General features: G+C 55.3%; 19 protein-coding genes, 2 tRNA genes and 2 pseudogenes. 15 read left to right on the plus strand and 8 right to left on the minus strand.

The window, feature by feature from the left end; translation table 11 throughout:
• Positions 1–121 precede the first annotated feature (121 nt).
• The 3 genes from ACWHYZ_RS12380 (at position 122) to ACWHYZ_RS12390 (ending at position 1,963) form a co-directional block, all read left to right on the plus strand.
• Positions 122–598 (plus strand): DsrE family protein, encoded by a 477-nt coding sequence (locus ACWHYZ_RS12380; protein ID WP_447983004.1) that lies wholly within the window; start codon positions 122–124, stop codon positions 596–598.
• A gap of 9 nt (positions 599–607) precedes the next feature.
• A complete protein-coding gene (locus tag ACWHYZ_RS12385) occupies positions 608–1,144 on the plus strand; it encodes a TlpA family protein disulfide reductase (protein WP_447983005.1) in 537 nt (178 codons plus the stop codon).
• Between the two features lie 63 nt (positions 1,145–1,207).
• Complete coding sequence (locus ACWHYZ_RS12390) at positions 1,208–1,963, plus strand: cytochrome c biogenesis CcdA family protein (protein WP_447983006.1); 756 nt, start codon at positions 1,208–1,210, stop codon at positions 1,961–1,963.
• A gap of 568 nt (positions 1,964–2,531) precedes the next feature.
• Here the strand turns inward: ACWHYZ_RS12390 and ACWHYZ_RS12395 are convergent.
• A complete protein-coding gene (locus ACWHYZ_RS12395) occupies positions 2,532–3,080 on the minus strand; it encodes a hypothetical protein (protein ID WP_447983007.1) in 549 nt (182 codons plus the stop codon).
• 329 nt (positions 3,081–3,409) lie between these two features.
• Between ACWHYZ_RS12395 and ACWHYZ_RS12400 the strand changes: the two genes are divergently transcribed.
• Positions 3,410–3,742: a hypothetical protein gene (locus ACWHYZ_RS12400; RefSeq protein ID WP_447983008.1), complete on the plus strand. Its 333-nt coding sequence runs from the start codon at positions 3,410–3,412 to the stop codon at positions 3,740–3,742.
• A 201-nt stretch (positions 3,743–3,943) separates the two neighbouring features.
• Here ACWHYZ_RS12400 and ACWHYZ_RS12405 read toward each other — a convergent pair whose 3' ends face one another.
• Both ACWHYZ_RS12405 and ACWHYZ_RS12410 read right to left on the minus strand, forming a co-directional pair.
• On the minus strand, positions 3,944–4,396 hold the full coding sequence (locus ACWHYZ_RS12405) for a CBS domain-containing protein (RefSeq protein ID WP_447983009.1): 453 nt from the start codon (positions 4,394–4,396) through the stop codon (positions 3,944–3,946).
• Between the two features lie 689 nt (positions 4,397–5,085).
• Complete coding sequence (locus ACWHYZ_RS12410) at positions 5,086–5,295, minus strand: hypothetical protein (RefSeq protein ID WP_447983010.1); 210 nt, start codon at positions 5,293–5,295, stop codon at positions 5,086–5,088.
• A gap of 937 nt (positions 5,296–6,232) precedes the next feature.
• Here ACWHYZ_RS12410 and ACWHYZ_RS12415 point away from each other — a divergent pair.
• Both ACWHYZ_RS12415 and ACWHYZ_RS12420 read left to right on the plus strand, forming a co-directional pair.
• Entirely contained in the window at positions 6,233–6,559 is a 327-nt protein-coding gene (locus tag ACWHYZ_RS12415; RefSeq protein ID WP_447983011.1) for a CAP domain-containing protein, read from the plus strand.
• Complete coding sequence (locus ACWHYZ_RS12420; RefSeq protein ID WP_447987578.1) at positions 6,513–6,932, plus strand: thermonuclease family protein; 420 nt, start codon at positions 6,513–6,515, stop codon at positions 6,930–6,932. Before ACWHYZ_RS12415 ends, ACWHYZ_RS12420 begins: the two co-directional genes overlap by 47 nt.
• Positions 6,933–7,151: 219 nt before the next feature.
• Here the strand turns inward: ACWHYZ_RS12420 and ACWHYZ_RS12425 are convergent, their stop codons facing one another.
• Positions 7,152–7,325: a hypothetical protein gene (locus ACWHYZ_RS12425; protein WP_447983012.1), complete on the minus strand. Its 174-nt coding sequence runs from the start codon at positions 7,323–7,325 to the stop codon at positions 7,152–7,154.
• A gap of 494 nt (positions 7,326–7,819) precedes the next feature.
• On the opposite strand from ACWHYZ_RS12425, the gene ACWHYZ_RS12430 reads away from it, so the two are divergent.
• The 5 genes and pseudogenes from ACWHYZ_RS12430 to ACWHYZ_RS12450 form a co-directional block, all read left to right on the plus strand.
• Positions 7,820–8,626 (plus strand): SDR family NAD(P)-dependent oxidoreductase, encoded by an 807-nt coding sequence (locus tag ACWHYZ_RS12430; RefSeq protein ID WP_447983013.1) that lies wholly within the window; start codon positions 7,820–7,822, stop codon positions 8,624–8,626.
• A 355-nt stretch (positions 8,627–8,981) separates the two neighbouring features.
• Positions 8,982–9,212 (plus strand): annotated as a pseudogene (locus tag ACWHYZ_RS12435) (IS3 family transposase); the annotation flags it as partial.
• A 200-nt stretch (positions 9,213–9,412) separates the two neighbouring features.
• On the plus strand, positions 9,413–9,610 hold the full coding sequence (locus ACWHYZ_RS12440) for a hypothetical protein (RefSeq protein ID WP_447983014.1): 198 nt from the start codon (positions 9,413–9,415) through the stop codon (positions 9,608–9,610).
• A gap of 797 nt (positions 9,611–10,407) precedes the next feature.
• Complete coding sequence (locus ACWHYZ_RS12445; RefSeq protein WP_447983015.1) at positions 10,408–10,845, plus strand: low affinity iron permease family protein; 438 nt, start codon at positions 10,408–10,410, stop codon at positions 10,843–10,845.
• A gap of 116 nt (positions 10,846–10,961) precedes the next feature.
• Positions 10,962–11,549 (plus strand): annotated as a pseudogene (locus tag ACWHYZ_RS12450) (alpha-amylase family glycosyl hydrolase); the annotation flags it as partial.
• On the opposite strand, the gene ACWHYZ_RS12455 reads toward ACWHYZ_RS12450, so the two are convergent.
• Positions 11,546–11,710: a hypothetical protein gene (locus ACWHYZ_RS12455; RefSeq protein WP_447987641.1), complete on the minus strand. Its 165-nt coding sequence runs from the start codon at positions 11,708–11,710 to the stop codon at positions 11,546–11,548. The pseudogene ACWHYZ_RS12450 and the gene ACWHYZ_RS12455 overlap by 4 nt on opposite strands.
• Here ACWHYZ_RS12455 and ACWHYZ_RS12460 point away from each other — a divergent pair.
• The gene (locus tag ACWHYZ_RS12460; RefSeq protein ID WP_447983016.1) at positions 11,690–12,097 is read left to right on the plus strand and encodes a DUF3459 domain-containing protein; all 408 of its coding nucleotides are present in this window, start codon (positions 11,690–11,692) and stop codon (positions 12,095–12,097) included. The two genes, ACWHYZ_RS12455 and ACWHYZ_RS12460, sit on opposite strands and share 21 nt — an antisense overlap.
• Before the next feature lie 398 nt (positions 12,098–12,495).
• Here the strand turns inward: ACWHYZ_RS12460 and ACWHYZ_RS12465 are convergent.
• The 3 genes from ACWHYZ_RS12465 to ACWHYZ_RS12475 form a co-directional block, all read right to left on the minus strand.
• Positions 12,496–12,571 (minus strand) — tRNA-Arg (locus tag ACWHYZ_RS12465).
• A 25-nt stretch (positions 12,572–12,596) separates the two neighbouring features.
• The gene (locus ACWHYZ_RS12470) at positions 12,597–13,370 is read right to left on the minus strand and encodes a CBS domain-containing protein (protein WP_447983017.1); all 774 of its coding nucleotides are present in this window, start codon (positions 13,368–13,370) and stop codon (positions 12,597–12,599) included.
• Positions 13,371–13,566: 196 nt separating this feature from the next.
• Positions 13,567–13,659, minus strand: a tRNA-Ser gene (locus tag ACWHYZ_RS12475).
• A gap of 259 nt (positions 13,660–13,918) precedes the next feature.
• On the opposite strand from ACWHYZ_RS12475, the gene ACWHYZ_RS12480 reads away from it, so the two are divergent.
• The 3 genes from ACWHYZ_RS12480 (at position 13,919) to ACWHYZ_RS12490 (ending at position 17,087) form a co-directional block, all read left to right on the plus strand.
• Positions 13,919–14,491: a response regulator gene (locus ACWHYZ_RS12480; RefSeq protein ID WP_447983018.1), complete on the plus strand. Its 573-nt coding sequence runs from the start codon at positions 13,919–13,921 to the stop codon at positions 14,489–14,491.
• Positions 14,492–14,560: 69 nt separating this feature from the next.
• Positions 14,561–15,208 carry a chemotaxis protein CheB gene (locus tag ACWHYZ_RS12485; protein WP_447983019.1) on the plus strand — a complete coding sequence of 216 codons (648 nt, stop codon included), beginning with the start codon at positions 14,561–14,563 and terminating at the stop codon, positions 15,206–15,208.
• On the plus strand, positions 15,177–17,087 hold the full coding sequence (locus tag ACWHYZ_RS12490) for a CheR family methyltransferase (protein ID WP_447983020.1): 1,911 nt from the start codon (positions 15,177–15,179) through the stop codon (positions 17,085–17,087). The genes ACWHYZ_RS12485 and ACWHYZ_RS12490 overlap by 32 nt, the downstream gene beginning before the upstream one ends.
• Positions 17,088–17,101: the final 14 nt, after the last annotated feature.

Raw genomic sequence — 17,101 nt, forward strand, 5'->3', positions numbered from 1 at the left:
AGCCGATAGGGGAACAATTGTTTCGCGACTCATGGCACTCTCCTCTCCGCACCGCGCCACGCCGACGTGTAAAGTGATCTCACGTTCATCGGTTCCTGGTCCTTAACCAAGGAGGCTCCCCATGTTGCGCGCACGCCGTTTCAGTTGGACCGTCATCTGTGCATTAGCTCTTCTTCCGCTGTTGACCGTGGGGGTGCCAGGCATGCCGGCATTGGCCGACCAGGCAAGCGGAAAGGCGAAGATGAAAGTGCTCTATCACGTGGATAGCAAAGATCCGGATGTGGCCAAGTACGCCTTGGCGCTGATCCACAAGCACATCGAGGCCGAAGGCGGCCCTCAGAATATCGACATCAAGCTCGTCATTCATGGCCCCGCGCTTCCGCTGTTCGAGAAAGACAAGATCGACCCGGAATTGAAAAAGAAGTTCGATCTGGTTCTGGAGGACGGAGCGCATGCCGAGATGTGCCAAGTCTCGATGAAAATCTTCGGCAAGTCGCTGGAAGATCTCCTGCCCGGCTTAGAGCCGACCCTGCATCCCGTGGCGGTAAAACGCATCGCCGATCTTCAATCCCAGGGATATCTGTACATCAAGCCGTAGGAGAGCATCATGATACGCATATACGAGAACAGACGTGCGACGACCTGGCTCTGGAATGTGATGGTCACAACCGTTGTGCTCCTGCTGGGATTCTCGGCCGGTTTCAAAGACGCCGGCGCGGCCGAAGTGCAGGCCCCCGAGTTCAGCGTGGCGACACTCGCCGGTGACGGTTATACATCGGCGATGCTGAAGGGGCAGCCGACGCTCCTGGCCTTTTGGGCGCCATGGTGCAAGGTCTGCCAGAAGGAATTACCGGCGCTCGCCGAATTTTCTCAGCATGAGAAGCCGGCCCAACTTCGCATTCTGAGTATCGGCTTTGCGGATAGCCGCGGCAATGTCGAGGAGTTCGTGAACGCCCGCCGAGGCGTCTTCGTGTTCCCGACCGCATTTGACGAAGGCAATCACATGGCGCGCAGTTACCGCATCAATGCCACCCCAACCTTCGTCCTAGTAAACGACCAGGGCTCAGTGGTGTTGGTGCATCGCGGCGGCGGGTTGCTGCAAAACGTTCACTTCCGAGAATTTCTGTCCACCTTGAAAGGCTAATCATCTATTGACCATGGAGGAGGGGAGGGCGCGCTCGCGCCGCCCCTCCGGATGAGGCAACCAATGTTGGCGAATCTCTCCGAGACGTCGTTGATCACGGCATTTCTCGCCGGACTCTTGTCCTTCATGTCTCCGTGCGTCCTGCCGCTCGTGCCTTCGTATTTGATGTATCTCAGCGGCCTTTCATTCCAGGAATTGACGCATTCTGGCGAACATGCGGCGGTTAGGAGGGCGGTCTTGATCAACGCCCTGCTGTTCATTGTCGGATTTTCAATCGTTTTTATTGGATTCGGCGCCTCGGCGAGTTTGCTGGGGCAAGTGCTGTTGGATTATCAGGATGCGATTCGTAAGCTCGGCGCGGTGCTGATGATCCTCTTCGGTCTACACCTGTCGGGCCTCCTCACATTAAAAGTTTTGATGATGGAGAAACGTCTGTCGGTGGCGACCCGTGGGGCCGGTCCTATTGCGTCGTTGCTTATCGGGGGCACATTCGCCGCGGGCTGGACCCCGTGCGTCGGGCCGATACTCGGGACGATGCTTTTGTATGCGGCGACGAAGGAGACTCTCCTCGACGGCGTGACCTTATTGGCGTTTTATTCGTTAGGATTGGGTTTGCCGCTCCTGATTGCGTCCGTGGCGCTGAATCGCTTTCTCTCGTTCTTTCAACAGATGAAAAGCGCCCTACGCCTTGTCAGCGGCATGAGTGGTGCGGTGTTGATGATGACGGGCGTCTTGATGTATCTGGATCGTGTCTCGCTGTTAACGGCATTCTTCGAGCGGTACGGTATCGGCACATACTTCGGGATGGACGGCGGGTAGGGGGTTTCGTCGAGAGCCGATTGCCGGATGAGAAGAGGGCGAGCTGTGGAAAGGAGGGGTCTGTCGCTTGACGCGAAGATGCGTACCGGTATTGCAGGCCGATAAATGCGTCCCAGTCGATGGCGGCATGCTCCTCGAACGTGATATGCCGTTGGGACCGCTGTAAGACGTAGAAGAAATGGGAACTGGGCTCGATGTCCGTCGTCAGGGATTCGCCCGCACATAGGAGGACGTAGCTGACGAGACAATTCGGACTGGTCGCCGGAGAGGACGTCTTCAGATCCTTCGCGTTGTCGAAGTGAATGACTCGCGTCGGTCCTTCGCGATGAAGGTCGCCGGGAAAGGTGTGAATTGGCACCGCCGACATCTCCTGATTGTCCGCTTTGCGATAGTCATAATCCAGTGGTGTGCCTCACGGCATGGGTGGCCTCCTCCTTCATTGGTGAACGGATCAGGTGGCTTATGGGCTTCGCCGGAAATGCCTCCTGCGCGCACGGATCCGCACCGTTCCAGCGGGAGATTATTTATCAGCGCTGTGCCAGGCGTGCCTGGGAGACCACGCTCGTACCTATTCGCGCAGTGCGAGGCTGTACAGCGTAATCGCGGCGATTAAGAGGGCTCCGCTGCCATACATATGAAGGTCACTATTTCCTTCAAGAAATGCAATGAGCATCCGCGTCCCGGCGACTGAGACGAGAATCCCCAGCGTCAACCGCTTCGCGAGGTCCATTTGTTGCTCCGCCAGGCCCCGATTCGTGGCCTCGGGGTCCAAATAGATGCGCAGTGTATGGTACGCCACCGCCCCCGCGATGCCGGGCAACGGCGTCAGCAGCAGCAATTCAATCGCATGGAGCACCCCCGACACGTGCGCTTGAAACGATTCTTCACGCAGATGAAACAATTCATGCCAGACATACTGGACACATCGAGAAGCCAGCCAGAAGGATAGAATCAGGCCTCCCCACACCAGCGGCCAGAACGCAAACGCGACCAGGCGATGCGGAATGAACAGGATGGCTCGTACAAACCAATGCGGAGGCTTCGCATGCGGATCTGCCATTGAGATGCCATGGTACGCGGCAGACAGTGTGGCAGACATCAGTTGTCGAGGGCTCACGGCGTAGGCTCATGAGCAATCGTGGCTCTACAGCAAACTGTGTGCCCTTGACGGTTCCACGGGTCGTTGGAAGGACACAGGAGATACTTAAACGCCGCTCGCACTTTTATCCACAGTGTCGGGGGTCAATCGTTGGACGAGGGCGGTGACGAGCTGACGTGTCACCATGGGCTGCTGCTCGGCATTGGCTGGCCAACGGAGCGGGCTCGGCGCGCCAGGGCGGTATTGGAGTAGTTCTGCGTCTCGGAAGCCATGGGCCTCGGACGATCATGATGTGCTTGCTGTGAAGGTGCCTTGAATATCACGTCAAGTCCTATTAGGATGACTAAATGACACCACGATACTTGTGTTCATTCTCCGCAGGGCTGGCGCTTTTCCTGGGTGCCAGCATCTTGTCCTGCCTCTCCGCGCAGGCACAAGACACGAATGCCTATTCCAACCGACGAGGGGCAGACATGTCTGGTCGGAATTCGTTATCCGGTGGCGTCCCCAGTTTTCAGGACACGATAGAGTTTCTTACCGAAAAGGCTGCGGAAGACGAGCGGGAACGGGCCACCCGGGAGAACCGATTTCGGACTCTTCCGAGCTATGGCAGCCGGCAACTCGACGAGTACTTCAAAAGACTGTCCCCCAGTCTGAAGTATCGCCAATACGGACAGTAAGACCTAACGAGTTCTTTGACAGTGCCAACTAGAGTTCCAGCGCACGTGTCTCGCACGATGCCCCCTGCCGATGCTGATTTTCCGCAGACACGCAGAAGGCCATAGGAACGCAGGGCTCGTCCAGCTTATTTCCGCCTCCATTCAGAAACCGACGGCTCGTCTAAGTGCGCGGTAGCGATTGCTTGTCGTTGAGAAGGCCCGTTAGACAGCGTTGCGTTCCGGTCTCGGCGGTTCAGATATCTTCCCCAACGCCCGCCCCATGGTCGTCGTCTCATCTGCTTTTGCTGCAAGATCGCCAAGGGAGACGATACCGACCATCTCGTGCTCACGATTTAAGACCGGCAATCGCCGGATCTTTTTCTCTTCCATGAGCCGCGCAACGTCTTCAACGGTTTGATCTTCAAAGCAATAGGCCACTCCCGCCGACATGATGTCGTGTACACGAGCGGCCTCCGGATTTCGATGCTCTGCAATCACTCGCACGACGATATCCCGATCGGTCAACATGCCCTGCAATCGATTGCCATCGCAGACCGGCAGGGCACCCACATCCAAGGCCTTCATCCTTTCCGCCGCCTGATCGATTGTCATAGAGGGACGGATGACTTCCACACCTCGCGTCATCACTTCATTCACCTGGCGTTGTTCAACCATGATACCCTCCTCTTTCGCGACAGTTATTTATTCTACTGCAGCCATTGAGAACGTCTATGGGGGTCATCTTCCACGGATTGCCCCTACCACGCCAAGAAACGGTCGGTGTGCGGCCTACCGAAGAAGCGACCTCGGACATCGAGGACTGTCCACTGTTGAACGCCGATCTGTGGCGTGAACCCCTCGTTTGAATGCGTAACGCCCAGTTCATGATCTCTCGTGGTGATGCTTAACGCTCCAGCATAAAAATAAGTCCACAGGTCCCTGATACCGATTTCAGGATACGTCAAATGGAAATTGTTCCAATAACTAACTACTCTGAAAAGGCCTGTGGGAGGAAATCACACAAAAGATGCATCGTCCGAAGCATCAATCGCCAAGACAAGAGCCGCTCAACTTGGCGTCACTGAAAGCACGATCCGCTGGCCAGACACGTCCACGAGAAGAACCGTCTCAACCAGAAGCTCCGCACCGGGCCGCATTGTGGCCCTCGTCATGAGGGAGCATCGACGCTGCCGCTGTGGATCAGATTAATCCAGACATAGTCCCAGAACAGCAGTATCAGGAGAAGCACGAGCGCTGCCAACGCGAGAATGGCCCACAATGGTCGGCGTGATAATGTTCGCACGGCCTTACTGGAAGAAAGATACGGCGCCACATGCCATGGGCGGCCGCCCACGGCTAGCACATTATCCAGTGACCTTTTCACGGTCAGAGGGTGTGGGATCGTAGCCTTGATTCCGCTGCGAGACAGCAGCGACCACAAGCGTTGCTAGGAAAAAGAGCAAGAAAAAGTAAAAGGCGACACGAAAGGTCCCTATGTAAGGCGTTTCGAACACCCCAAAACCATACAGCGCGGTGACCAGGACGATGGTGGCTAGGATTATGCCGACGATCATCACGGCGTCCCTCTTTCTCTCATTGTCCACGTTGGGTACCAATACTTCATTGTGCCACCACCTCCAGCAATGTGGAAGACCCCACCGGGCGCGGGAGCGCCTTGTGCCGGTCCCATCGCGCTTGGCAGCCACGTCCTACTCAGGCCGCTAATTCTGTGGGCACCCTTGTATCAGCGTCGGTGCGGGTTGCATGTCAGCCTCGAGAGCATAAAGTTGCTAACTCAATCAAAGCGCTTTGCCTCGGTGCTCAGTGACGGTAAAATTAAAAGTGTTCAGCGGATTTCTCCTCAGCCCGCTATTACTACACGAGTGCCAAAATCCGCTCACCTGATATTTGAATATCCGTCCGGATGCTCGATACAGGGGAGGTGAAAGGGGAACGAATCAGATGAGAAGACTCTATCTACTGTTGTTGATGACAACAATCGTTTTCTTGACCGCAACCGGATGCCCTCCTCGGAACCCTCCACCCGTCGTAAGTGAGATCGGGGCAGTCCCATGGAAGGCATCGGCCTAGATGTTCGCGCACTTTTCGGCAGAGCTTGAGAAAGGAAACCCTTGAGGCTTTGATCACCCATTCGCGAGGATAGTGATGCTTAACGATCGACCGCCTATACCAAATCCACAACCCGATCCTGCTCCTTTACCTGATCCCAGCCCCGTTCCTTCACCGGAGCCGAGTCCCATTCCCGAGCCTCTTCCGTCTCCTGTCGGGACATGAGTGTAAAAGAAAACCCTGAAGGACCTATCTCGGTAGTATTGTGTGTGTGAACTTCCTGTCATCGACCTCACTGCTGTCAATGGATACAGGTTCCAGGCATCCATATTGCCATGCGGGGGAAATCATGGGAGCAGGGTGACTGCCACTCATGAGTCCCACACAAGACCTAAAGCAAGCACCTCTTCCGACTCTTGGCCTATCGTGGCAGCGGTTATCATGCTGATTGGCATAAGCCGATGGGCGGGGGCCCAAGAGCCGATCGATTTTCAGGACCACAACAAAGCCATCGCTGCCAGCGTGCTGAGTGTCGTTAATACCGAACGGACGCGGCAGGGATTAGGTGCGGTATCCGAAAATGAAGTGCTTCAGAACGCGGCACAGTGGATGGCAGACGATATGGCAGCGCATGACACACTGGATCACACTGATAGTCAACACCGCAGCTTCGCGAAGAGGCTACAACGGGCTACACCGGACTGTGTTGGTGCTGATTATCGTGCTACTTGTCGCCTGCGACACTCGTCCTGTTGTCCTGCCTACTGATCAAGCTGCTAGACCTCTACGTGTCAAGGGCTTCCATGGTTGCCATGACAGCGACACCTGTACGGTATCACTGGCCGATCTGCCTCCGCTGTTTGGCGAGCACATCAATATACGCATCCTTGGAATCGACACTCCTCAATTGAACGGGCAGTGTGAACGTGAAAAGTCGCTCGCTCAGCAAGCCAGAGCGTTGCTAGAGAGTACTGTTCGACACGCGAAGCACATCGAGATTACAGATGTGCTTCGGGACAAGTATTTCAGAATGCTCGGACGGCTTGTGGTGGATGGCGAGGATCTGGGGGCGAAACTGTTGGCCGCTGGATTGGCCGTTCCCTACAGTGGCGGGGCCAAGATCAAGGACTGGTGCCAGTGATGACGGAAAACGCCAAACGGAAACAAGGAGGTCACAATGAGCACGCCATTTCCGATACGCTCGACTACTGTCCTTGTAGCACTGTCCGTATCAAGTTCAAAAAGAACTGCGGCATGGGCATGAACCCATGCCGCGAGATGAATAACTTTTAGCTACATCGGTCCAGGTAAAGAGCAACTAATAAACCAATCAACCGTCATACGCGAAAACACATCGTCATCACGCGGCTTGTTTTAGCGGAGTGTGAGCCGGCGGCGTCTCCGCCTGTGGTTCAGGAGCGGCGGACACGGTGCTGGACATGGACAACAACATCACCATGCCCGATCCCAATGCCGCTACCGTTCCTAATAACGTTATCGTCGCATCAATTACTGAGCTCATAATATCCATCATCGTGTTCACCTCCTTTCACGGATTATGGTTGCAAGTGCTTAAGCCCGATGCCGTTTCGAGCTTCGTAATAATCACAGGGGGGCAGTTGGTCAAGGGCAGCAGCAATCGGCCTCTACTTAAAGTTGCAAGCGGAGGATCTGCGCGGTGAACGGTCTTGCTGCCAAGCGCGATTACCACCACTCCATTTGGAGCATTTTAGTGCGAAGAGAAACATCTCAATGGTGAATGTTGCAGGGTGGAGAGAGAAATCTAGTCACGGCTGTAATGCTGTCGGAAGTCATGTCTTGCCGACCGTAGCCCGTCTTGCCATCGGCATATCTGTCATGAGGTCGTGCTTTCACGTCGACTTGTTTTTCGTCGTTTTGCCGCCTATGGTTCATCGTTAACGGTCAGCGCCTGTAGAATAAGCCATTTGCTGCCCATGAAAACGCCAAGCGAGGCATACAGTGTTTAGTTTTTGTTAAACAACCTCAAACCTCGGACTGCATATGCAGATGGAGTCAACCAGCCGCCCTTTTGCTGTCGTGACTGGTGCGTCTAAGGGAATCGGCGAGCACTATGCTCGGGCACTGGCTCGGAAGCAGTATGACCTCCTGCTTGTCGCCCGTGATCGGCAAAGACTGGAACAGATCGCAGGCGAGCTCATGCGGGCAGAGCATGTGCAAGCGAAGGCTGAAGTTCTCGACCTCGCGGAAACCGGTGCTGCTTTTCGGCTCTTTGCGGCCGCCCGACGCTGTCGCGACTACACGGATGTCCTTATCCATAATGCCGGGTTCGGTTTTCACGGCGCCTTTGCGGACATGCCGATGGCTCAGGTTCAGCAAATGCTTCAGCTGCACGTCGCCGGGGTAGTGGAAAGCACGAGACTTTTTCTTCCAGAGATGATTCACCGAGGGACGGGCGCCATCATTAACGTTTCGTCTGTATCGGGTTTCTTTGCAACACCCCTGTTAGCCGAGTACAGTGCCACGAAGGGATTCTTAATCGCATTTTCAGAGGCCGTGGCTCAGGAAGTGCGACCGTACGGTATTCGCGTTCAGGTCTGCTGCCCTGGCGTGACTGACACGGATTATCACGGGGCACCGGGTAACACGACACGCAAGCGCGCGCAAAGTCCGACCCTGGTGGCCAACATATCGTTAGCGGCATTAAACAGAGATAAGGTAATTATAACCACGGACTGGAAGGGATGGTTCCAGCTGTCGGTCTTCCGAAGCGTGCCAAGATTGCTTAGAGAAACGGTAAGGTTAGTGTATACCCGACTAAGATCAATAAGAGCATCATGGAGCCGACTGAAGTAGACTTGGGGCTCCTCATTGTTCCCTCCATACGTGCTTTCTCCTGTTAACAAAATAGGCCTATCCTTACTCGTGATAACCTAAACGCTCCTGTGGCTAGAGCCATTGATTGTCCTTGCCGCTGACTTTACGGGCCGCGTCGTCGCTCACTATAGCCACATAGCCACGAAAGCCTGTTTGTAGGCTCGGCCTTGGATCAGCTGACCCTTCTGATGACATAGGTTTAGTTGATACATCTCATTAAAACCTCTATCCCATACTTAATGAAAAAATACCCGCGAATACAATGAGGAGCGGACGGACAGCACCATAGGGAATGTTAACATCCTGGAGTTCATCAATAATCATCAAGACACGCTGCAGCATGAGTGCGATGGGCAGCTGCGCGGACAACGCGGCGGCTGAGAGCTTCTTCGGCGTGCTCAGACGCGAACGCGTAAACCGTCGGCAGTACCGGACACGAACTGAGGCTCGGGCCGATATCTTTGACTACATCGAGCGGTGTTACAATCCGCGTCAGCGGCGGAGACTCGCTAGGCAGCAACAGGGTAAACGACTCTTAACTCAACCGTCCGTGGAGACGGGGTAGAACCCTTGCGATTACCAAAAGGTTCGCGCCAGGCGGTTCTTCATGTCTGTTCAGGCATATAGAAAGAGCGCTATTAGGCTGTCACGAGAGGATCATGTAAGTATCGCACTGAACTCGTACACGCCTTGAGCTGATATCACCATCCTTCGGCTATCGCTATGATAAAGCATGACGCCGCACTTTAGACCGGAGGAGAAAAGATGAAACTATTTTTCAGTGTCACCATGGGGCTTGTCATGTGTACGCTCACGATGGCCTGCGCCGATCGATACGATCGATATGATCGGAGTGATCGGTCGACTTATTCAGAGCCAAGCACGCCGTCCACCACTTCAGGGGCGGCGAGACAAGGGGTTCGTGAAGGAGTACGTGACGCCGTACGAGACGCCACTCCTTGAGACATACCTCAGGATCACGGGCATGCGACTTACCGTGTTTAAGCCTCGCTTTGAGTTGCCGGGAAAGCCCGCATGCTACCTGATCAGATGCGGGGGAGCAGCACAACCGGCAGGTGTTATTCTAGTGTTAGAAGCGTCCAGCTTCCTATTTTAGGGTTTCGGGTGTGGGACGGCAGGGTCTCGGCTGAACCTTCGTGATTCGATGCGCCTTTCACCTCAGCAAACGGCTGTTTCGATGCTTTGTCGAGTCGAAGTTCAAAAAGAGATTGTCCAAATGCTAGATCTGCACTGACTATTATTATGGGCATGGAAAAGATCGGCATTAATCTCGCGCCTATCTCCGGAGCTCAACTGTAGGCATGGTCCGATTAGCACCCAGCGATGGACGCAGGGATCTGAGAATGTTTCCTGCCACGAATTATTCCAGTAGCTGTTGCAGTGACTGAAAGAGTTCCTTGACGCAACGCTTGGCGTCTTCCAGGCCGTCACGAGGCCGCGCGTTCTCGTCGTGAAGGTTCGACAGCCCGCGTTCCCCGCTGAGCCGATCTTGTCGGCGTCCCGGCTGCTGTTCTTTGTCGATTTTCAGCCTTTGCTCGCGATGGCCGGTCTCCAGCGGTGCCTTTAAGATTCGATTGAACCGGACGCCGGTTCCATGTTGTTCACAAAGTCAGATACAAAAGCCTATCCCTAAGCCGGCGGCCCTACGGCCCCACAGCGATCCGACTGACCAGTAGCGGCCCGTTCGTGCGATAAGATTACTCATCATCGTTTGGTAGGAGTACCGAGGGAGGATTCCCATGGCAAATATCATTCTTGCTCCTCAACAACGGGCCGCCTTCGACCAATTCGCCAAGCGCGTGGAATGCTGGATGGGCCAGCCCATGGCATTTGGCGTCGCCGTGTGCCTCTGTATTCTGTGGGCCTTGACGGGGCCACTATTCGGCTTCAGCAATGCGTGGCAACTCGTCATCAATACCGCAACGACCATCGTCACGTTTCTGATGGTGTTTCTGATCCAAAGCACCACGAATCGTTCGAGTAATGCCATTCAATTGAAGTTGGATGAACTCATCCGGGCGAATGATAATGCCAACAACGCCTATTTAACGCTTGAGAACCTGACGTTAGAGGACCTGGAGCGCGTAAAGCGGCGCTATGAGGAATTGGCCCAGCTCGCCAGAACCCCTACCAATCAAGGCCACCCCGACATTGGCACACCATCTGTGTCTCTATAAGACGGAGTCGAATCATGAGCGAAGCTGGCAGTGCCGCGCACCGAGAACGCCGCGCAGACGCGCAGCCGTCCCGCTGAAAAGGCACACCGAGACCTTGAAATGACGGTAGCGCCTGGCAGTGGGACGAGAAGACCGGCCAGTACCATTACCACTCCTTTCTGATTGAGCAGCCCGATCTCAACTGGCGCAATGCCAAGGTCTGTCGCGCCATGGCTGAAGTGCTGGGCTTCTGGCTGCGCAAAGGCGTCGATGGCTTCCGCACTGATGCCAGCGCGGTGCTGGTCGAAGACGATTTGCTGCGGGACGATCCGCCCAACCCCGAGGCCAACACCGAGACACCGGCTTCGTGGCGGCTCAAGCGGATCTTTACTGATGACCGGCGTGAGACCATGGCCTATCTCGAAGAGATTCGAACGGTCGTGGACGAATTCGATGACCGGGTCCTGGCGGCCGAGGTGCAGGGCAAGACGGATCGCATTGGACATTTCTACGGTGCCGAGCAACCGCGCTTTCACCTGCCGCTTAATTTCACGCTCCTGGACTCTCCCTGGGATGCGCTGTCGTTGCAGACGAATATCGACACCTATCTCAACGCGATCCCCAAATGGGCGTGGCTCGATTGGGTGATCGGCGCGCATGATAAGCCGCGCATCACCAGCAAGATTGGACAGGCGCAGGTCCACATCCTCGCATGCTGCTCCTAACCCTCAGGGGGATCCCATTCTTTTTTGCCGGCGACGAGCTCGGGATGGAACAAATACCCATCCCACCTAACCGGATACAGGATCCCTTCGAGAAGCTGTTGGGCGGCTACGGGCTCAACCGGCATCCGTAACGCACGCCAGTGCGGTGGGAGGGCACGCATGCTGGAGGGTTCACCTCTGGGGAGCCGTGGCTGCCCATGGGGAATGATGTGGCAGAGCGCAATGTCGTGACCCTCCAGAGTGATGAGTACTCGCTGCTGTGGCTTTACCGCCGCCTGATCCGTCTACGGCGTGCGCAGCCGGCACTCGTGGCCCGCGAGTACGTGCCCATTCGTAGCCGCAACGACATCTTGATGTATAGGCGAACCTGTGCCGGCGAAGAACTGCTCGTGGCACTCAACACTGTTCATCAACCGCGCAAGCTGGATTGCCCAAATGGGGGAACGGTGCTTCTGTCCACCTATCTCGATGGCGAGGACAAGAGGATGGCGGAATCGGTCGTGCTTCGCGCTGACGAGGGGATGATCATCACAACGTCCAAGGGATGACTGCGTCTGCATCGTTAGAGATGGCCGCTCCTAGGCACCCGCCGGTCGATCCAGCTCCATTCGACCGTAATCGGCGCCTCGCTGTAGTGAAATTAATGAATTAAAGGCTTATAGAATTGCAACGTTCTCCGATCGTCTTAGGCATCGTCCACAAAAGCTACAGGATCAAACTGCCATCGCAGCCACTATCCCATGGCACAGGAGAGCCGCTCGGCATGGTCTGGTGGCAGGAAGAAAACATGGCCATCGGGATATTGAAACGACCTTGCGGTACTCTCATCTGGCGCCTCGGCATCTTCGTGAAGCGGTCAACCGGGGCAGCCTGATCGGAACCGGGAGTAAAACCGGGAGTGATGAAAAGGACGGGGAGGGCAATCAATCCGAAGTAATTGATTTAATGGTGCGCCCGGCAGGAATTGAACCTGCAACCCCCAGATCCGTAGTCTGATGCTCTATCCATTGAGCTACGGGCGCATGCGGGAGTCTGAGATCGGAGACTTTAGGTGATATTGGAGTAATAACGCAAGAGGTCTGACACGGAAAGGACGCCGATAATCGTCTCGTCTTCCGTCACGGCTAAATGGCGCACGCCATTTTCTTTCATCATCTTCACGGCCGCTTCCATCGCTTCATCGTCTTCGATCGTCAAGACGGGTTTGCTCATGCAGCTTTTTATCGTGGTGGTATTCGGGTCCAGTCCACGGGCCACAGCTTTTCGGCTCAAGTCGGTATCCGTGATAATGCCAATATAGCGGCGATTATCATCGACCAGAAGGGAGCCGACCTTGAGTTTTTGTAACAACCGTCCGGCCTCTTTTATCGTCGCACTAGCCGCGATGCTTCGCACTTCGGAGGACATGTATTCTGCCACGCGGACCGTGGCGTTGCCGTTGACCGCCTTTGCCGATTTCCGTCCGCCCTTGCGGTGCGCTTCGAGTTCCGAGATGGCGCTTTCAAGGACGCGCTTGCGTTGCTGTAAACTCTCACGCTCAATGTCTTGAGTGCCGTTCTCCTGGGCTTCTTCCGGGAGATTGATAATCCCTGCTGCTTCCCCGAATTTGGCGTATTCGTAAGCTTCACGAAGATCGGAGGCCTCGCCGAAAATCTCCCCCAGCGCCTGTTCCGTTTCGGCGTCGAATTCCGCGAGCCGCGCCAAGTTGGATCGCCGCGACAGAAATGGTTTGAAACGTACGAGCAAATCCTTGATGCGATCGATGTTCCGATTCACGAATAAGCCGCGGTCCAGTCGGGTAGTGGTGGTCTTTTTAGGCATCTTATTCCTTAATTAACGACATACGGAACTAAGCCAACAAGGCACTTCTCCGGCGGCTCAAATGAATAGGCGGCCGATACTAGCGAGCTTGGTCGGTCGGGCGTGATTAAATTCTTCCCTTTTCGCTGCTTCTGATATCTCTCAGCATTTCAAGCAGTCGTGAGCACTCCGCTTTAGCTACTCAGCACTTTTTATATGGCGGAGAGGGCGGGATTTGAACCCGCGACAAGGCTTTTGACCCTGTGACGGTTTAGCAAACCGTTGCCTTCGGCCACTCGGCCACCTCTCCGCATTGCCTTATCAATGAGTTGTACCGTCTAGGTATCGTCGACTTACCTACTGAATGGGCACAGATAGCGCTCCATCAGGAGGGAATGTAGACTGCATTCGACCATGGTGTTGGAGATTGTTGTTCGTGTCCGCATGGGGCCTAGTGTATGCAAGTCGACGGTAGGAAGTCCAGCATCGGAAAAGAAAAATTGTACTTGCACACCCACTACTTCAGGCCTAGAATTTACTTCTCTTCCTAATAAAACTTTGGTGCCGGAGTGGTTTCATCCAGGGCTGCAAACAATGAGCCGCCAGTCCGCATTCTGATCGTGGACGACGATCCGGCGCTCCTGATGGCCTTGCCGGACACGATTCAACTGCACATTCCTGGCGCCATCGTCCACAATGCTTCATCGGGGGCAGACGCGATAAAGTTTGCGACCGATGTCGATTACGATGTGATCGTGACAGATCTGGTCATGCCGGGCATGACAGGCATCGACCTCATCGAAAAAATAAAAGAGCTTCGGCCGCGGACGCCGATGATTCTCATCTCCGGCAATCCCAATCCGCGCGGTTATGCTGTTCGAACGCGGGCATTCGGCTTTGTTCAGAAACCGATCGATCGTGACTACTTCATCGAATCGTTGCGTCGATCGCTACACTATTCCAGACTGACGAAGAAGATTACCAAGGTGACAGACAAAGTCGATAGATATTTGGAACAGGTGGCCGAGTTGAGGCGGTACATGGCCGAGCAGGCTGCCGCTGCTCCTCGTCAACACGGCGGCGATAAACGCGCTTCCTCAGCCATGACCCCCGAGAAAACGTCAGTTTCAGAACGTTCCTAGTCGTTTTCCAGCGCCGTTGAGCGTCATCCAGCCGTGGCTTTCTTTTCCCAGCAGTGTCGATGCCTCATCATGTCGCATTCACGAATCAGTCAGATTAAACGTCACAGCGGTGTCCAATTCGATATCGTGGCTATCGTGTCATCGGCCGGCGGCTTAGGCGCGGTGCGTGACGTCTTATCGCAACTACCGGCGGATTTTCTGGCATCCATCGTCATCGTCCAGCACTTGGACCCGAGACACCGGAGTCTCATGGCGGGGATCTTAAATCGCCATACGAAACTTATGGTCCAAGAGGCACGGGAAGGGGACTGCTTGGCGCCTGGGCATGTGTATCTTGCGCCGCCGAATCGCCATCTGTTGGTGAATCCCGATCGATCGCTCTCGCTGTCCCAATCGGAGTTGGTGCATTTTCTTCGGCCGTCCGGCGATCTTCTCTTCGAATCGGTCGCCGCCAGCCATAAAGATCGCGCCATCGCCGTCGTGCTGACCGGCACCGGCAGCGACGGCGCGATGGGCGTGCGCGCCATCAAAAAAATGGGGGGGACCGTGATCGCACAAAATCCCGACAGCGCGGAGTTCCGCGGCATGCCGGAAGCAGCCATTAATACGAAGCTGGTTGACTTCGTGTTACCGTTGGCGGATATTGCAGAGGCGCTCACCTTGTTGGTCGGACAGGAACCGCCACATGAAGGATCGGCCGGACACATCGCCGGATAACGCGAAAGCCGAGGAGCAGTTCAATGAACTGCTCCGCTATCTGAAACGCACACGAGGCACTGAGCTCAGCGGGTACAAGCGGCCCAGTTTGATGCGACGTATCGCGCGGCGGATGGAAGCCGTGCGAATTGAGGGCTTTGACCGGTACATCGATTATCTTGAGGTCCATCCAGAAGAATTCAACCACCTGTTCAACTATCTCCTCATTAACGTCACCGCGTTTTTCCGGGATCCCTCCGCATGGGATTTTCTGAAAGAATCGGTTCTTCCGAAAATTATTGAGGGAAAGCAGCCGCACGATATGATCCGCGTCTGGAGCGCCGGATGCGCATCGGGGGAGGAGCCGTACAGCGTCGCGATGCTGCTCTGCGAGCTGTTGGGTATGGAGGCGTTCCAGAAGCGCGTCAAAATTTACGCGTCCGATGTCGATCAAGAGGCCTTGGACCAGGCCCGCATGGCGTCATTTTCGTCGAAGGGCATCGGCGGCATCCCGCCGAAACTCCTCCAGACCTATTTCGACCAGGCGGGTGACCGCTACGTGTTCCATGCAGACGTCCGGCGGGCGCTGATCTTCGGCCGCCACGATCTGCTCACCGACGCGCCGATTTCACGGTTGGATCTGCTGATCTGCCGGAACGTCCTGATGTACTTCAATGCCGAGATGCAGGATCATATCCTGGCGCGGTTCCATTTTGCCTTGAACGATACCGGCTACTTATTTCTTGGGAAGGCAGAGATGCTGCTGACCCACACCAACCTGTTCACGCCCATGGATCTGAAACATCGCGTCTTTTCGAAATCGATGAATCTCGGATTGCGTGATCGATTGCGCGTCCTGCATCACGTCGGCGAAGAGGACAGGGCGATCCAATTGGGGCAACAGATTCGGATGCGCGAGATGTCGTTCAACGTGGCGCCTTTTCCCCAACTCGCGGTCGATGTCGAAGGCAATCTCGTCTCGGCCAATGACCAGGCGCGCTCCATTTTCGATATCAGACCGGGGAATATTGGCCACCCGTTCCGCGATCTGGAGGTCTCGTACCGCCCGGCAGAGTTGCGGACTCCCTTGGAGCAGGCGTTCAGCGCACGTAGGTCTGTTAAGGTGCCGAATGTACGATGGCACACCAGCGATGGGGCGCCGCTTCTGTATGAAGTGGAAATCATCCCGCTGATCGAAACCGGCGCAACCGTCATGGGGGCCTCTATTACCTTCCGAGACGTGTCAGAGACGATCAGTCTGCAAGACGAGCTGCAGCACTCAAAGCAGGAGCTGGAAACAGCGTATGAAGAGTTGCAATCGACGAATGAAGAGCTGGAAACCACCAACGAAGAGCTGCAGTCGACCGTGGAAGAACTAGAAACGACCAATGAAGAGCTGCAGTCGACGAATGAAGAACTGGAGACGATGAACGAGGAACTGCAGTCGACCAATGAAGAGCTGCAGACAGTTAACACGGAGCTGCGCGACCGAACCGATGACTTGCAACAGGCAAATCTGCTGCAAGAATCGATCTTGGCCGCCTTAGACTCGGGAGTCGTCGTACTCGATGAGGCTCAGACAGTGAGGCTCTGGAATCATCAGAGTGAAAACCTCTGGGGTTTGCGTGCCGATGAGGTGAAAGGGAAATCCTTTTTGAACCTCGATATCGGGCTTCCGGTCGCTGAACTGGCTGCAGCGATTCAGACGACCAGCAGTAAGGGCAGTACGCAGACTATCGTCCTGAACGCCACGAACCGGCGAGGGAAAGCCTTGACGTGCCGGGTGACCTGCGCGCCGCTCCGGGATAGCGGATTAATCGTGCACGGCGTCATCCTCTTCATGGATGACGAAAAAGAGAAACCGGCCGTCGACTCCGCTGCCCGCGCCCATCAGAAGTAAGCCAAGCCACTAGT

This window comes from Nitrospira sp. Nam74 (assembly GCF_965152615.1).

Excerpts from the sequence above, each read along its gene's own strand:
- ACWHYZ_RS12380 (WP_447983004.1), top strand. The coding sequence starts at position 122 with ATGTTGCGCGCACGCCGTTTCAGTTGGACCGTCATCTGTGCATTAGCT.
- ACWHYZ_RS12385 (WP_447983005.1), top strand. The coding sequence starts at position 608 with ATGATACGCATATACGAGAACAGACGTGCGACGACCTGGCTCTGGAAT.
- ACWHYZ_RS12390 (WP_447983006.1), top strand. The coding sequence starts at position 1,208 with ATGTTGGCGAATCTCTCCGAGACGTCGTTGATCACGGCATTTCTCGCC.
- ACWHYZ_RS12400 (WP_447983008.1), top strand. The coding sequence starts at position 3,410 with ATGACACCACGATACTTGTGTTCATTCTCCGCAGGGCTGGCGCTTTTC.
- ACWHYZ_RS12405 (WP_447983009.1), bottom strand. The coding sequence starts at position 4,396 with ATGGTTGAACAACGCCAGGTGAATGAAGTGATGACGCGAGGTGTGGAA.
- ACWHYZ_RS12410 (WP_447983010.1), bottom strand. The coding sequence starts at position 5,295 with ATGATCGTCGGCATAATCCTAGCCACCATCGTCCTGGTCACCGCGCTG.
- ACWHYZ_RS12415 (WP_447983011.1), top strand. The coding sequence starts at position 6,233 with ATGCTGATTGGCATAAGCCGATGGGCGGGGGCCCAAGAGCCGATCGAT.
- ACWHYZ_RS12425 (WP_447983012.1), bottom strand. The coding sequence starts at position 7,325 with ATGATGGATATTATGAGCTCAGTAATTGATGCGACGATAACGTTATTA.
- ACWHYZ_RS12430 (WP_447983013.1), top strand. The coding sequence starts at position 7,820 with ATGGAGTCAACCAGCCGCCCTTTTGCTGTCGTGACTGGTGCGTCTAAG.
- ACWHYZ_RS12440 (WP_447983014.1), top strand. The coding sequence starts at position 9,413 with ATGAAACTATTTTTCAGTGTCACCATGGGGCTTGTCATGTGTACGCTC.
- ACWHYZ_RS12445 (WP_447983015.1), top strand. The coding sequence starts at position 10,408 with ATGGCAAATATCATTCTTGCTCCTCAACAACGGGCCGCCTTCGACCAA.
- ACWHYZ_RS12455 (WP_447987641.1), bottom strand. The coding sequence starts at position 11,710 with ATGCGTGCCCTCCCACCGCACTGGCGTGCGTTACGGATGCCGGTTGAG.
- ACWHYZ_RS12470 (WP_447983017.1), bottom strand. The coding sequence starts at position 13,370 with ATGCCTAAAAAGACCACCACTACCCGACTGGACCGCGGCTTATTCGTG.
- ACWHYZ_RS12485 (WP_447983019.1), top strand. The coding sequence starts at position 14,561 with ATGTCGCATTCACGAATCAGTCAGATTAAACGTCACAGCGGTGTCCAA.
- ACWHYZ_RS12490 (WP_447983020.1), top strand. The coding sequence starts at position 15,177 with ATGAAGGATCGGCCGGACACATCGCCGGATAACGCGAAAGCCGAGGAG.